Source organism: Sanguibacter gelidistatuariae (assembly GCF_900096585.1).
GTDB classification, from domain to species: domain Bacteria; phylum Actinomycetota; class Actinomycetes; order Actinomycetales; family Cellulomonadaceae; genus Sanguibacter; species Sanguibacter gelidistatuariae.
In genome coordinates this window covers 71,668-86,044 of record NZ_FMYH01000007.1, presented here as the reverse complement: position 1 = coordinate 86,044, position 14,377 = coordinate 71,668, and the positions used below count along the sequence as shown (strand labels likewise).

11 protein-coding genes are annotated in these 14,377 nt (G+C 68.6%); 4 read left to right on the top strand and 7 right to left on the bottom strand.

Going from position 1 to position 14,377, the window contains the following annotated elements; all coding sequences use genetic code 11:
• Positions 1-24: 24 nt before the first annotated feature.
• The 7 genes from BLQ50_RS14835 to BLQ50_RS14805 all read right to left on the bottom strand — a co-directional run bounded on the left by BLQ50_RS14835 (position 25) and on the right by BLQ50_RS14805 (position 8,883).
• Positions 25-1,758 (bottom strand): cation:proton antiporter, encoded by a 1,734-nt coding sequence (locus BLQ50_RS14835; RefSeq protein WP_093185251.1) that lies wholly within the window; start codon positions 1,756-1,758, stop codon positions 25-27.
• Positions 1,759-1,919: 161 nt separating this feature from the next.
• The gene (locus BLQ50_RS14830) at positions 1,920-3,473 is read right to left on the bottom strand and encodes a mannitol dehydrogenase family protein (RefSeq protein WP_093185248.1); all 1,554 of its coding nucleotides are present in this window, start codon (positions 3,471-3,473) and stop codon (positions 1,920-1,922) included.
• Between the two features lies 1 nt (position 3,474).
• Positions 3,475-4,422 (bottom strand): ABC transporter permease, encoded by a 948-nt coding sequence (locus tag BLQ50_RS14825; protein ID WP_093185246.1) that lies wholly within the window; start codon positions 4,420-4,422, stop codon positions 3,475-3,477.
• The gene (locus tag BLQ50_RS14820) at positions 4,422-5,393 is read right to left on the bottom strand and encodes an ABC transporter permease (RefSeq protein WP_093185243.1); all 972 of its coding nucleotides are present in this window, start codon (positions 5,391-5,393) and stop codon (positions 4,422-4,424) included. Before BLQ50_RS14820 ends, BLQ50_RS14825 begins: the two co-directional genes overlap by 1 nt.
• A complete protein-coding gene (locus BLQ50_RS14815) occupies positions 5,390-6,526 on the bottom strand; it encodes an ABC transporter ATP-binding protein (RefSeq protein WP_093185241.1) in 1,137 nt (378 codons plus the stop codon). Before BLQ50_RS14815 ends, BLQ50_RS14820 begins: the two co-directional genes overlap by 4 nt.
• 12 nt (positions 6,527-6,538) lie before the next feature.
• Positions 6,539-7,768 carry an extracellular solute-binding protein gene (locus tag BLQ50_RS14810; protein WP_093185238.1) on the bottom strand — a complete coding sequence of 410 codons (1,230 nt, stop codon included), beginning with the start codon at positions 7,766-7,768 and terminating at the stop codon, positions 6,539-6,541.
• Positions 7,769-7,863: 95 nt separating this feature from the next.
• Entirely contained in the window at positions 7,864-8,883 is a 1,020-nt protein-coding gene (locus BLQ50_RS14805; RefSeq protein ID WP_245701270.1) for a LacI family DNA-binding transcriptional regulator, read from the bottom strand.
• Between the two features lie 349 nt (positions 8,884-9,232).
• Between BLQ50_RS14805 and uxaC the strand changes: the two genes are divergently transcribed.
• The 4 genes from uxaC (at position 9,233) to BLQ50_RS14785 (ending at position 14,351) form a co-directional block, all read left to right on the top strand.
• The gene (gene uxaC, locus BLQ50_RS14800; RefSeq protein ID WP_245701294.1) at positions 9,233-10,747 is read left to right on the top strand and encodes a glucuronate isomerase; all 1,515 of its coding nucleotides are present in this window, start codon (positions 9,233-9,235) and stop codon (positions 10,745-10,747) included.
• Entirely contained in the window at positions 10,734-11,975 is a 1,242-nt protein-coding gene (gene manD / locus BLQ50_RS14795; RefSeq protein ID WP_093185230.1) for a D-mannonate dehydratase ManD, read from the top strand. The genes uxaC and manD overlap by 14 nt, the downstream gene beginning before the upstream one ends.
• Before the next feature lie 323 nt (positions 11,976-12,298).
• A complete protein-coding gene (locus BLQ50_RS14790; protein WP_093185227.1) occupies positions 12,299-13,519 on the top strand; it encodes an extracellular solute-binding protein in 1,221 nt (406 codons plus the stop codon).
• A gap of 37 nt (positions 13,520-13,556) precedes the next feature.
• The gene (locus BLQ50_RS14785; protein ID WP_093185225.1) at positions 13,557-14,351 is read left to right on the top strand and encodes a 6-phosphogluconolactonase; all 795 of its coding nucleotides are present in this window, start codon (positions 13,557-13,559) and stop codon (positions 14,349-14,351) included.
• The last annotated feature ends 26 nt before the right edge of the window (positions 14,352-14,377 follow it).

Below are 14,377 nucleotides of genomic sequence, written 5' to 3'. Positions count from 1 at the left end.
GCCGCGTGCGACCCGCCGGCGCGGTCAGTGGTGCCCGTGCTCCCCGTCGAGCTGCATGAGGCGGGACTCCTCGAGGTCGAGCATGCGCTGGGCACGCTCAAGGATTCGCGAGCTGTACGTCCCCGTCGCGCGGGCGTCGAGGAAGGCTGCACGCTCGGCCTGCAGCACGCGCAGCCGCAGCTCGCGGCGCTGCTCGTGCGGGCGGTGCTCGTCGTCCCCGCTGCGCTCGGCGACGGCCTCACCCATCATCAGGCTGTCTTCCCGGACCCGCTCGACCACGTCGGCGTCGAAGGGCTCGCCGTTGTCCCGGCGCAGGCCCGGGTTGTCGAGCGTGGCCAGCCCGATCGTGGCCATCTCCTGATACAGACCGGCCAGCTCGGCTCGGTCGACGGACCGGTCCGAGCCCACGACCCCGAGCCATCGGATGACGACCGGCAATGTCAGGCCCTGGCCGAGCAGCGTCACGATCGCCACGGTGAAGGCCACGAGGACAAGCTCGGCCCGGTACGGGAGGTCCTGGGGCAGCGACTGGGCGGCCGCGAGAGTAACCACCCCGCGCATACCCGACCAGGCCAGCACCACCCCACCGCGCCAGCTCAGTCCCTCGGAGGTGAGGAAGTCCGCGTCGGCGCGCTTGCGCGAGATGAACCGCCGGACCCGGGTCGAGCGTTCGGTCGCGCGCTCGGTGCCCGCGTCCATGAGATCGAGGCGCTCGAGCGCGCTGTCCAGGTACGGGCCGACCTGCGCCGCCCGCCGCTGGTCCTTGCGGAGCACAGCGATGAGCGGCACGATGAACATCCCGCGGACGACCACGAGGAGCAGGGTCGTCACGAGGCCCACCCAGATTGCGTGCCATACCCCGAGGTGGGCCATCTGCACCTGCTGGACCAGCGTCTTGAGCTCAACCCCCATGAGCAGGAAGACGCCGTTCTCCAGCACGAACTGCGCCGTGCGCCAGTTGGTGCGCTCACTGATCCGGTCCTGGGCGGAGAACATCGTCGCGCTGCGGTGCCCGGTGTACAGCCCCGCCACCACGACGGCGAGCACGCCCGAGGCGTTGATCTCCTCGGCCGGGATAAAGGCGACGAAGGGCACTGCGAAGGAGATGTTCGTGGTGAGCACTGCGTCGTTGAGGCGCGAGCGCGCCCACACCGTGACGTACCCGACGACGAGGCCGATGGCGATCGCCGCGGCCACGGCGTAGACGAAGTCGCCCGCGACCTCCCAGGGTTTGAACTCTGCCGTCGCGGCCGTGAGGGCGACAGCGGAACGCAACAGCACGAGGGCGGAGGCGTCGTTGACCAGCCCCTCGCCCTCGAGCAGCGTCACCAGGCGGGGTGGCAGGCCGAGCTTCTTGCCGATCGCCGTCGCCGCCACGGCGTCAGGCGGGCTGATCACCGCGCCGAGGGCGATCGCGGCGGGGAGGGAAAGATCCGGTAGCAACCAGTACAGGAATGCGCCGCTGGCCAGGGCGGAGATGATGACGAGGAGGACCGAGAGCCCGGTGATCGCCTTGAGGTTGCGACGGAAGTCCACGAGCGGGACCGTGACTGCATTGGAATAGAGGATCGGCGGGAGCACGAACGCAAGGATGATCTCGGGGGAGATGAAGTCGATCTCGGGGACCCCAGGGATAAAGCTGCAGACGATCCCGACCACCACGAGGATCAGCGGGGCGGCCACGCCCAACCGGGAGGCGAAGGCAGCCACGCCCACCACGATGAGGATGCCGACAACGCCGAGGATCGCGTGTTCCATCCAGCCACCCTAAACGCTTCCCCCCACCGACCTCCGGACCGTCCACCCGTCCCCCTTCCCGCCCCACCCCTCCGTTGAGTGCACGAATGTGTACGCGACACGCCCCGGCGCGACACGCGCATATTCGTGCACTCAGCGGGAGACGGAAGGGGCGGTGGGGGTCAGGCGGGGGCGAGGAGAGGGGTCAGGGCCGCCGCTACCGCGGTGCGGAAGGCGGGGTGGGTGGCGATGGCCGGGGGGAAGACGGCGTCGAGGGCGAAGAACTCCTCGACGAGGGCGTCGGGGTCGCTGCCTGCGCGGGTGGCCGCGGCGCGGAGGTCGTCAGCCATCGGGTCGTCGAGGATCAGCGGCTCCCCCGAGAGCGTCGCGCCGCGGGTGACGAATGCGATCCACGCGGCGACGGCTGTCGCCGCACCGAGCGGCACCCGGCCCGCCGCGAGCGCGTCGGCCACCGTCCCGAGCAGGCGGAAGGGCAGCTTCTTCGACCCGTCCATGGCGACCTGGATCGTGGTGTGCCCGGTGCTCGGGTTCGCAAACCGCTCGATGAGCGACTCCGCGTAGGCGGCCAGGTCGAGGCCGGGGGGCGCCTGCAGAGTCGGGATGACATCGTCGAGAAGGAGGGTGCGGGCGACCGCCTCGAGCTCGGGGTCGGTCACCGCGTCGGCGATCAGCCGGTGGCCCTTGAGCGCGCCGAGGTAGGCCAGCATCGAGTGCGTCCCGTTGAGCATCCGCAGCTTGGCCTGCTCATAGGGCGCGACGTCGCTGGTCAGCGTCGCACCAGCGCGCTCCCAGGCGGGCCGAGGCCCCGCGAAGGAGTCCTCGATGACCCACTGCATGAACGGCTCGGCGACGACGAGCCCGTCGTCGCGCAGCCCGGTCAGCGCCTGTGCCTCGGCGCGGTGCGCCTCGGTCGTGGCCGGGACGATCCGATCGACCATCGTGCACGGGAAGGTGACCGACTCCGCGAGCCAGGTGCGCAGGTCGGCCCACCGCTCCAGCTCCGCGGCTGAGTCGGCCGGGTCTCCCTGCGCGCTGAGCACGGCGCCGGCCTCGACGAACTGGCCGACCAGTGCCTGCACAACATGGCCGTTGTCGACCATGTTGTCGCAGGTCATCACGGTGATCGGCGGACCGCCCGCGGCCTGGCGGAGGGCCAGGCCGCGCACCAGCAGACCGATCGGCGAACGCCCGGCGGCGAGGTCGCTCGTCTCCCCAGCTCCTCGCATCTGCGAGACGAGAGCCGCCAGATCGGCGCGGACGTCGTCGTCGGACAGGTCGAGCGCGCCGTCCCCATCGGCCCGGTAGCCCTTCTCTGTGACGGTCAGGGTGACCACATGGGTCATGGCCGCCGCGAGCGTCGCCAGCACCAGGGACGTGTCGGTCCCGGGATAGGCGACGCCGCGCAGCGATCCGATGATCCGCAGCGAGGACGAGTCCGCGCCCTTGGTGAGCACCCCGTAGAGCCCGTCCTGTGGCGCGAGCTGGTCCACCACGGAGGCCGAGCGCTGGGTGACCCCGAGGATCCCCCAGCCGGTCTCCCCGGTCGCCGCAGCGGCATCCTCGGTGAAGACCGCCTGGTGGGCGCGGTGGAAGGCACCGATCCCCAGGTGGACGATCCCCACGGTGACGGCGGTCGGGTCGACGACCGGCCCGCTCACCTGCGGTCGCGCGAGCGCCTGGTCGAGGGTGGCCTGGCTGAGTCGAACAGGTGTCACTTCAGTCCTCTCGGGAGTCTTTGACGCGAGCGACGAGCTGCGTCGGGTTCACGAACCGCAGGGCCACGACGAGGATGATCATCATCGTCATCGTGTACATCACGGCCATGGCCGAGACGAGCTGGCGGGCCTCACCGCCTCCTGCGCTGGTCATCGCCCGGTAGATGGCTACGACGAGCGTGTCCGACTGCGGGCCGGAGACCAGGAAGGTCAGCTCGAACATGCCGACCGTGCGCACGAGGACGAGGATCGCCGCGGCGAGGATCCCAGGGATCAGCAGGGGCGCGAGGACCCTCGTGAACACCTGACGCATGCTCGCCCCGCACATCCGGGCGGCGTTCTCGATCGACGGGTTGATCTGCTCGATGAACGGCGTCATCGTCATGATGACGAAGGGCACCGACGGCACGAGGTTTACCAGGATGACCGCCCAGATCGTGCGTCCCAGGCCCAGGTTGTACATAACCGTGGCGAGCGGGATGCCGAAGGTGATCGGCGGCATGAGGATCGGCAGCAGGAACAGCAGGCTGAGGAGCTTCTTGCCGGGGAAGTCTCGCCGGGCTAGCAGGTAGGCGGCCGGCACCCCGATGAGGACGGAGAGCACCACGACGCTCACGGCGACCGTGAGTGTCACCCCGATGACGTGGGTGAGGTCGAACCGTTCCCACGACTTGGCGTACCACTGGGGGGTGAAGACCTCCGGCAGCCACGTGCTGAACCACGACTTGCCGAAGGAGTCGACGATCACCGAGGTGAGTATCCCGAGCAGGAAGATGAGGAAGGCCGCCATCCCGGCCCAGACGAACCAGGTGCTGGGCGCGGCCACCAAGGCCTTTTCGCCCGGGGCCCGCCCCGACCGTGCGGCCCGGGTCGCACGCTTGCGCGCGCGCTCGGATCCGGGGGTCTGCGGACCTGCGGTGGGTGTCGTAGCGATCACATCGGTGGCCATCAGCCCTTACCTCCAGTCGATCCCTTGTAGAGGAAGGACCTCCACAGCAGCACGAGCGCAATCACGGCGAGCTCTACGACACCCATCATGATCGCGATGGTCGAGGCCATCGGGTAGTCGTTCTGTTCCCCGAAGGCCCGGAACGCCATGAGCGACATCACGCGGGTCGAGCCCATCGCGTCACCGACGAGGCGGGCGGAGGGGAAGACCGAGAACGCCAGCACGAAGGTGAGGATGAACGTCGTCGCCAGTCCGGGTGCGAGCAGCGGAAGGATGACGCGGCGGAACCGCTGCTTCCAGTCCGCACCGAGCGTCCTCGCGGCTGCCTCCAACGACGGGTCGATCCCCGACAGGTAGGAGGAGATGAGCAGGAACGCGAAGGGGAAGCCTGTGATGATCAGCGAGAACAGCACACCGATGTAGTTGTTGACGAGCTGGAGCGGTGCGTCGATGATCCCAACTTCCATGAGGAAGCGGTTGAGCCACCCCTGGCGTCCGGCGAAGATCAGCAGGCCCTGCGCGGTGAGCACGGTGCCCAGGGTGATCGGCAGCACGAGCAGCGTCGTCATGAAGCGCTTGCCGCGGAACTTCCCACGCAGCTTGAAGGCCACCGGGATCGAGGCGAGCACGTTGATCAGGGCGGCCGGCAGCGCGAGCCGCATGGTCAGCCAGATCGAGTCGAAGACGAAGGGGTCCTTGAAGAACGCCAGGTAGTTGGCGAAGATCCCCCCGCCCCACTTCTCCTGCTGGAGCAGCGAGGGCTGGAACGTCAGCCCGATGCCATAGGTGAAGGGGTAGACGAAGAGCGCGATCAAGAACACCGCAGCCGGCACGAGCATGACGAGGCTCTTGTCGATGCCCCGCTCGGCGAGCCGGTGACGCAGGCTCGCCGAGCTCTTGCGCTGACCTGCGCCTCGCGGTGCACCGGCCGAGTCCCCGCCCGGTCGGCGGGAATCCACGGCGGTGCTCATGCCCGCACCTCTTCCAGCTCGGGCGTGGACCCGGCCGAGTCCTCGTCGAGGCTCGAGCGGTAGACGAGCGCCCGGGAGGCCGACACCGTGAGCGTCACACGGTCGCCGATCTGCGGTGCGTGCGCCGAGCGCACGTGGAGCGTCTGACCTTCGGCGGTCTGGACACCGACGGCGAACTCCCGCCCCTGGTACTCCACGACCGCGACGGTGGCGCTGATGGTGTTGCCGTCCCGCACGCTGTCGCCCGGCTCGACGACCGTGAGGTCCTCGGGACGGATGGCGAGACGGACGGACTCCCCCTTGTGCACCTGCTGGGCGGCGTGACCGTTGAGCGAGAAGCCCGCACCGCTGACCCGTACGTCTTCGCCGGAGACCGCCTCGACCGTGAGGTCGATGAGGTTGCGGTAGCCCATGAAGTCCGCGACGTGCCAGTTGGACGGCTTGTTGTGGAGCTCGGCGGGGGTTCCGATCTGCTGCACCCGACCCTCGCGCAGGACGACCAGACGGTCCGCGAGGGAGAGCGCCTCCTCCTGGTCGTGGGTGACGTAGAAGGTGGTCAGCCCGAGCGACTGGTGCAGACGCCGGATCTCGGTGCGCATGTCCAGACGCAGCTTGGCGTCGAGGTTGGACAGCGGCTCGTCCATGAGGACGAGCCTGGGCTGCAGCACCACTGCGCGGGCGATCGCGACGCGCTGCTGCTGACCGCCGGAGAGCTGGCCGGGCAGCTTCTTGGTGTGCTGCTCGAGCTTGACCAGGGCGACCGCCTCGGCCACCCGGGCCTTCAGCTCCGCCTTGGGAGTGCCCTGCATCTGCAGCCCGAAGGCGACGTTCTTCTCGACGCTCAGGTGCGGGAACAACGCATAGTTCTGGAAGACCATGCCGAAGCCACGCTTCTCCGACGGGAGGGTGTCGACCCTCTTGCCATCGATGCTGATCGTCCCGTGGGTGAGCGGGAGCAGCCCGGCGAGACAGTTCAACGCGGTGGACTTCCCGCAACCCGACGGCCCGAGCAGGGCGATGAACTCCCCTGCTCGGATCGTCAGGTTGAGGCCGACGAGCGCGTCATGCCCTCCGAAGCTTCGTCCGACATCCTTCAGTTCCAGTGACTCGAACGCGCTAGCCGTGATTGCCATCAGGTATGCCTCTCAGTACTTTCCGGCGCCGATTTCGCGGTCCCAGGTGTCGAAGGCGATGACGAGCTGGTCCGCGGGGAGCGGGGTCGCCTTCGGCTTCTCCTCGATGAGCGCGTCGTACCAGTCACGGCCGAACTCGGTGATGACGTCCTGGCTGGCCTGCGGGGCGAGGTCGAGGGTTGCGCCCTTGATGGCCGGGCCGGGGTAGAAGTAGCCGTGGTCGTAGGCCATCGCGTTCACCTCGGGGGTAAGCATGTACTGCAGGAGCAGCAGGATCGCGGACGTCTTGTCGTCCGTCTGGCCCTTGGGGATGACGGCGTAGTGCGCGTCGGTGACCCAGGTGAAGTCGTCGAAGGCGGCGGCCTCGAGGGTGTTGGGGGCGCGGCCGTCGGCGCGGGGCTCGATCTCCCAGCCGGTCGTGGTCGGGATCATGCTCCAGGTGCCGTCGGAGATGTTCGTGATGACCTGGCCGGTCCCGGTCGGGTAGCTGTCGACGTACTGGTTGAGCTCCTTGAGGTAGGCCCACGTCTTGTCCCAGCCGTTGACCGGGTCGCTCGGGTCGGTGTCGCCGAGCATGTACGGCAGGCCCTGGAGGAAGGTGCGGCCGGGGCCGGAGTTGGCGGGACGGGCGTAGCCGAACTTGCCCGGATTCGCCTTGGCCCAGGCGAGCAGCTCCTCGGGGGTGCTCGGGACGTCGGTCACGGCGTCCGGGTTGTACTGCAGCAGCGGCCCGGACGGGTAGTAGGTGACGACGGCTCCGTAGCCCTCGGCGAGCTCCTGCATCTTCGCGGCCGGCTCGATGTAGTTCGCCTGGTTGTCGATCCGGTCGCCGAAGTCCTTGACGAGCGGGATCCACAGGTCCTGGCCGATCCCGGCGGAGAGCCCGTCGGTCCCGGTCAGCACCAGGTCGATCTGCAGCTTGCCGCTGTCGACCTGCGGCTTGATCGTCCCCACGAGGTCGGGGGCGCCACCGCTCTCCCACGTGACGGCGGAGATGATGTCCGGGTGCTCGGCGACGAAGGCGTCGACCATGCCACCGGTGAGCTTCTGGTTGCCGGCCACGTCGAGGATGTTCAGCGTGACGGGGGCGGACGGCTTGTCCGGCACCCCGGCGGGAGCAGCCGAGGCCCCGGGAGCCGTCGTCGTGTTGCCCGAGCTGGTGCTCGGGGCGGAGCACGCGGAGACGACGAGGCCGAGGGTGAGCACGCCGGCGGCGAGCTGGAGTCTCTTGGGATAGCGCATCTGGACATACCTTTCTTTTCCTGCAGACAGCGATGTCCGCAGGTGGGAAGACGGGTGGCATCGTTGCCGCCCACCAAAGGTGACTGCTGGTTGTTCTACGGAGTGCTAGCTGCTGGACTCGCGGCTGGCACGGAGGTGGAGTTCCTGATGATGAGCTCGACAGGAACCTCGGATCGGGTGGTCACGTCGACCGCACCCTCGAGGCGCTCGACCAGGAGGTCGACGCCGCGGCGGCCCAGGCCCGCGAGCGGGATCTGGATCGTCGTGAGGGCCGGGGAGACGAGGGAGGCGACAGGGACGTCGTCGAAGCCCACGACGGACATGTCGTCGGGGACGGAGATACCCCGTTGACGGAGCCGGTCGATGATGCCCAGCGCCATGAGGTCGTTGTAGGCGATGACTGCGGTCGCGCTGCTCGCGACCGCGATGTCCGCGGCAGGGTAGCCGCCGGAGAAGTAGGGACGGAAGTTGCCGAGCTGGACAACGGTGAGGTCGGGGAACTGCTCAGCGACAGCCACCATCCCCTTGCGCCGCTCCTCACCGGACCACGAGTGGACGGGTCCGCTCGCGTAGGCGATCGTGCGGTGCCCGAGGGCTCGCAGGTGGCTGACCGCCTGGAGGACCCCGTCGGCGTTGTCGATCGTGATGGAGGGGATGTCCCCGACCTCACGATTGAGCATGACGACGGTCTTGCCTGCCGTGGCGTCGAGGATGTCCTGGCTCGGCGCCCGGGGTGAGGCGAGAATGATGCCGTCGACCTGGGTGGCGAGGTTGCCGATGAGCTCGATCTCCTGCGCGGGGTCCTCGTCGGAGTCCGCGACGAAGACGGCGTAGCCGGCCGCCCGCGCCCTGCTCTGCACGCCCTTGGTCACCGAGGCGAAGAAGGGATTCTCCAGGTCGGGGATCAGGAGTCCAAGATTGTTCGTCTTGCCCACGCGCAGTCCCCGAGCAGCCGGGTTGGGACGGTAGTCCAGCTCCCGGGCTGCGTCGATCACTCGTTGCCGGGTGACCTCGTTGACCATGTCCGGGGCAGACAGGGCACGGGAGACGGTCGAGATAGACACCCGTGCCATCGCGGCTACGTCACGCACTGTTGCCATCGGTCCTGTTGCCATGGGTCCACCTCCTCGTCTCGGGCCTGTCTCGGGACTTGCGAGCTGCGTCTGGGACGCAGCCTCGACGCCTGAGCGACCTGGACCACCCGGGATCACCGGGTATGACCCACGCCACACTGCGCCGTCGGGAACAGTCTGCAAACGATTGTGGTCATCCGTCAAGTCGACGATGCGGATTCGTTATAGACCACGTGCGACTGCGACCACTCCGCGATATTTCAGGGTTGCGCTCGCGGCCAGACCCGTGCACCATGAACTGCAAACGATCGCAGTCTGTTTCAACGAGGAGGCGGACTTGACTGCACAGCACGTGACAGAATTCCCCACAGCGGGATCTGCACAGACCACCCTGACCACCACGACCACCACCACGACCCGAGCCGGCGACCCCGAGCACTGGACGCTCCACCCGGACCGGGCGCTGCCCGCCGACCCGGTCACCAGGCCGCTCGCGCGGGAGATCTATGCCGCGACGAAGGACCTCCCGATCGTCTCGATGCACGGCCACGTCGATGCCCAGGTGCTCGACGAGAACCCGCTCTTCGGCGACCCGACCGAGCTGCTGATCATCCCCGACCACTACCTCGTGCGGATGATCGTGTCCCAGGGCACGAGCCCCGACGGCGTCGCCCACATGGGCGGCGCACCGCTCGATCCCGCGAGCCCGATCACCCCCCGCACGGACCACCGCGCGATCTGGCGAACCTTCTGCGAGAACTGGCACCTGTTCCGCGGCACCCCCACCAGGTACTGGATGGAGCACGAGCTCGTCGAGGTCTTCGGCGTGCACCAGCGCCCCAGCGCCGAGACCGCCGACGCGATCTACGACCACCTCTCCGAGGTCCTGACCACGGACGCCTACCGGCCGCGAGCGCTCTTCGACCGCTTCAACATCGAGGTCCTGGCCACGACCGACTCGGCCAGCAGCGACCTCGCCCACCACGCGAGCCTCGCCGCCCAGGGCTGGGGCGACAAGGTCGTGCCGACCTTCCGGCCCGACCCGCTGCTCCACCTCGACCACGCCGGCTGGGCCGCCGACATCGCCGCGCTCGGTGCGGCGTCGGGCATCGACGTCGTCTCCTATGCGACGTTCCTGGCGGCCCTGCGCCAGCGTCGCCAGGCCTTCATCGCGGCCGGCGCGCGGGCCACCGACCACGGTCACCTGCTCGCCGACACCACCCCGCTGTCCGACGCCGAAGCGAGCCGGATCTTCGACCTCGCCCTGGGAGGGGCGCCCGTCGACGCGGTCGCGGCGCAGGCGTTCAGCGGTCACATGCTCTTCCAGATGGCGGCCATGTCCGCCGAGGACGGGCTCGTCATGCAGCTGCACCCCGGGGTGCTGCGCAACCACGACCGGGCCATGCTGGGGACCTTCGGCGCGGACAAGGGATACGACGTGCCGGTCGCGGTCGAGTACACGCGGGCGCTGCGCCCGCTGCTCGAGGCGTTCGGCCATCACCCCGGCTTCCGGATCATCGTGTTCACGATCGACGAGACCGTGTACTCCCGCGAGCTCGCCCCGATGGCAGGGGTCTACCCGGCCATGAAGCTCGGTGCGCCGTGGTGGTTCCTCGACTCCCCCGACGGCATGCGCCGCTTCCGGGACACCGCGACCGAGACCGCCGGCTTCTACAACACGACCGGTTTTGTCGACGACACCCGGGCCTTCGCCTCGATCCCGGCCCGGCACGACCTCTCCCGCCGAATCGACGCCGGATACCTGGCCCGACTGGTCGCCGAGCACCGCCTCGACCTCGACGAAGCCGTCGAGACCGCGGTCGACCTCGCCTACAACCTGCCGCTCGCCGCGTACGCACCACGCGCCCTCTCTACTCCTGGATCGGAACCCCATGTTGATCACTGACGTGAGCGTCGTCGTCACCAGCCCCGGGCGGAACTTCGTCACGCTCAAGATCACCACCTCCGACGGCGTCGTCGGGCTGGGTGACGCGACCGTCAACGGACGGGAGCTCGCCGTCGCGAGCTACCTGACCGACCACGTCGCCGCACTGCTCATCGGCCGCGAGGCGAACAACATCGAAGACACCTGGCAGTACCTCTATCGCGGGGCGTACTGGCGCCGCGGGCCGATCACGATGGCCGCGATCGCCGCGGTCGACATGGCCCTGTGGGACATCAAGGCGAAGGTCGCCGGCCTGCCGCTCTACCAGCTGCTCGGTGGCGCGTCCCGGACCGGGGCGCTGGCCTACGGGCACGCCTCCGGCTCGGACATCCCGGCCCTCTTCGACTCGATCCGCAACCACCTCGAGCTCGGCTACAAGGCCATCCGGATCCAGACCGGCGTGCCGGGCCTGGGCCAGGTCTACGGCGTCGCCTCTGACCAGAAGCCCGGCGCGCGGTACGACTACGAGCCGGCCAAGCGCAACGTCGTCGACGGCCGCCCGCTCCCGGTCGAGGAGGCCTGGGACACCCGCGCCTACCTGCGCCATGTGCCGACCGTCTTCGAGGCCGTACGCAACGAGTTCGGTCCCGAGCTGCCGCTCCTGCACGACGGCCACCACCGGATGACCCCGATCCAGGCGGCCAAGCTCGGCAAGTCGCTCGAGCCCTACGACCTCTTCTGGCTCGAGGACTGCACCCCCGGCGAGGACCAGGACGCCCTGCGCCTGGTCCGTCAGCACACCACGACGCCGATCGCGATCGGCGAGGTGTTCAACTCCGTCTTCGACTACCAGACGCTCATCACCGAGCGCCTCATCGACTACGTGCGGTCCGCCGTCACGCACACCGGTGGCGTGACGGCGATGAAGAAGCTGCTCGACTTCGCCGCGGTCTACGGCATCAAGTCCGGCATGCACGGGCCGACCGACATCTCCCCCGTCGGGATGGCCGCCGCGCTGCACATCGACATGGCCATCCACAACTTCGGCATCCAGGAGTACATGCAGCACTCCGCCGAGACCCTCGAGGTGTTCCGGACGAGCTACACCTTCACCGGCGGGCTGCTGCACCCGGGCGAGAACCCCGGGCTGGGCGTGGACCTCGACGAGGACGCCGCGGCAACATTCGAGTACACGCCGGCGTACCTGCCGGTCAACCGGTTGCAGGACGGGACCGTGCACGACTGGTAGACCCCGGGAGGGCGAGGGCGCAAGGAGGGGACGCGAGCGTTTGTCCTCTCCCTGCGCCCTCGCCCTTGTTGTAGGTCCGACGGGCACTTGTAGGTCCGACGGGCACTCGTAGGTCCGACGGGCATTCGCGCAATCGTTTGCACAATGGCGGTCCGGGAAGTGCGCTTGCGACACCCGTGCTCGTCCTACGCTCCGCCATTCCGCTGAGAATCTCGATGTCCCAGACTATTGCGCCTGTGCGCAAACGTTTGTACAGTCGGGGTGTCCAGTCCTGCAGTGACGCTTCGTCACCGCGTAGGACCCGCCGTCACGAAGTGGAAATCATGCGATCAAAGACGATCTTCATGCCCGCACTCTCGGTCACCGTCCTCAGCCTCCTCGTCGCCGGGTGCACAGCCCCGTCCAGCCCCACAGAACCAAAAGCGACCGACGGCACCTCGTCGAGCGCCAGCTCGTCCAGCGGCCCCATCGCGATCAACATCCTCGATGTCGGCGGCGCCCAACGGGTGACCGAGCGCATCGTGGACAACTTCATCGCCGAGCACCCCGACGTCATCTCGTCGGTGACCTGGGAGACGGGTGGAGCGCCCGACATCGTCGGGACCATCAAGCCGCAGGTCGACTCCGGCCAGCTCTCGATCGACGTCGTCCTGACCGGGAGCGACGGCCTCGCCGCGGGCGTCTCCCAGGACCTGTGGATCCCGATCGCGACCGACTACGCCGACCAGCTGAGCAACCAGTCCGGCTACCTCGACTCCGCGCGCAAGCAGCAAGAGCTCGCCGACGGCTTCGGCGTGCTGTACAGCTACACCCCGAACGGGCCGCTCGTCTGGTACAACTCAGCGACCATCACCGGCGCCGACATCCCCACCAGCCCGCAGGACGTGCTCGACTGGGCGAAGGCCCACCCGGGCGAGTTCGGCTATGCCCGTCCGGCAAACTCCGGCCCCGGCCGCACCTGGCTGCAGGGCCTGCCCTACGCCCTCGGTGACGACGACCCCTCCGACCCGGTCGACGGGTGGGACAAGACCTGGGCGTACCTCAAGGAGCTCAACCAGTACGTGGGCACCTACCCGACCGGGACCGGCCAGGTAGTCAGCAACATCGCCGACGGCTCGTGGTCCATGACCCCCATCTCCCTCGGCTGGGACATCGAGTCCCGAAGCGACGGGCGGATCCCGGACGGGATCGAGATCGCAACCTTCGACGACTTCACCTGGGTCGGAGACGGGTTCTACTTTGCGATCCCGCGCGGGGCGTCCGCCGACCGTGTCGAGAAGATCGTCGAGCTCATCGAGTACTCCCTCGCACCGGAGAACAACGCGCACGCCTTCGACTTCGGGTACATCTACCCCGGCCCGGCCATCAAGAGCGCCACCCTGGACCTCGCCTCCGAGGAGACCCAGGCGCTCATCTCCGAGTTCGCCCGGCCCGAGCTCGACGCCCTGATCGCGAGCGTTCCGGTCGAGACGCAGCTCAACTCGGACAACCTCGTCAAGGCCTTCGACATCTGGGACCGCGAGATCGGCTCCGGCAAGTACTGACCTCCACCTGTCTAGACACCGCCGTAAAGGAAGAATCATGAACAGCCCCACCCACACATTCATCGTCGACCAGCTCAGCGCGCACGTCTACCCGGACGTGGAAGGGCTGGGCGAGGCCGCAGCCGCGGCGTTCGCCCAGGCGATCCGTGACGCCGTCGCCGACCACGGCAGCGCCCGTGCCGTCGTGGCGACCGGCAACTCCCAGTACCCGATCATGGCCGCCCTCTCCCAGCACGACCTGCCGTGGGACGTCGTGACCGTGTTCCACCTCGACGAGTACGTCGGGATCGACGCCAACCACACCGCGAGCTTCCGCAAGTGGATCCGCGAGCGCGTCGAGGAACGCTTCCACCCGGCCCAGGTCAACTACATCGACGGCGACGCGCCCGACGCCGAGGCGGAGGCCGCCCGCTACGACGCACTGCTCCGCGAGGCCCCCCTCGACGTGATCGCCATGGGGATCGGGGAGAACGGGCACATCGCGTTCAACGAACCCCATCTTGCACTCTTCGACGACCCCCAGTGGGTACGCGTGGTCGACCTCGATGACACGTCTCGTCAGCAGCAGGTCAACGAAGGGCACTTCCCCACCTTCGACGACGTCCCCCGGCAGGCCCTCTCCGTCACGGTCCCGGCGCTGCTGTCCGCAGGGACGCTCGTCGTCTCCGTGCCCGAGAAGCGCAAGGCCGCGGCCGTCTCGGCGACGCTGCGCGAGGACGTGAGCACCGCGGTGCCGGCCACGGCGCTGCGCAACCACTCCCGCGCGTTCCTCCTGCTCGAGCCCGAGTCCTACAGCGACTACGCGGCGACGCTCGCATCGCCCGTGCAGTGATGTAACGACCGCTCACCGTCCGCACC

Excerpts from the sequence above, each read along its gene's own strand:
- BLQ50_RS14835 (WP_093185251.1), bottom strand. The coding sequence starts at position 1,758 with ATGGAACACGCGATCCTCGGCGTTGTCGGCATCCTCATCGTGGTGGGC.
- BLQ50_RS14825 (WP_093185246.1), bottom strand. The coding sequence starts at position 4,422 with ATGGCCACCGATGTGATCGCTACGACACCCACCGCAGGTCCGCAGACC.
- BLQ50_RS14820 (WP_093185243.1), bottom strand. The coding sequence starts at position 5,393 with ATGAGCACCGCCGTGGATTCCCGCCGACCGGGCGGGGACTCGGCCGGT.
- BLQ50_RS14815 (WP_093185241.1), bottom strand. The coding sequence starts at position 6,526 with ATGGCAATCACGGCTAGCGCGTTCGAGTCACTGGAACTGAAGGATGTC.
- BLQ50_RS14810 (WP_093185238.1), bottom strand. The coding sequence starts at position 7,768 with ATGCGCTATCCCAAGAGACTCCAGCTCGCCGCCGGCGTGCTCACCCTC.
- BLQ50_RS14805 (WP_245701270.1), bottom strand. The coding sequence starts at position 8,883 with ATGGCAACAGGACCGATGGCAACAGTGCGTGACGTAGCCGCGATGGCA.
- manD (WP_093185230.1), top strand. The coding sequence starts at position 10,734 with ATGTTGATCACTGACGTGAGCGTCGTCGTCACCAGCCCCGGGCGGAAC.
- BLQ50_RS14790 (WP_093185227.1), top strand. The coding sequence starts at position 12,299 with ATGCGATCAAAGACGATCTTCATGCCCGCACTCTCGGTCACCGTCCTC.
- BLQ50_RS14785 (WP_093185225.1), top strand. The coding sequence starts at position 13,557 with ATGAACAGCCCCACCCACACATTCATCGTCGACCAGCTCAGCGCGCAC.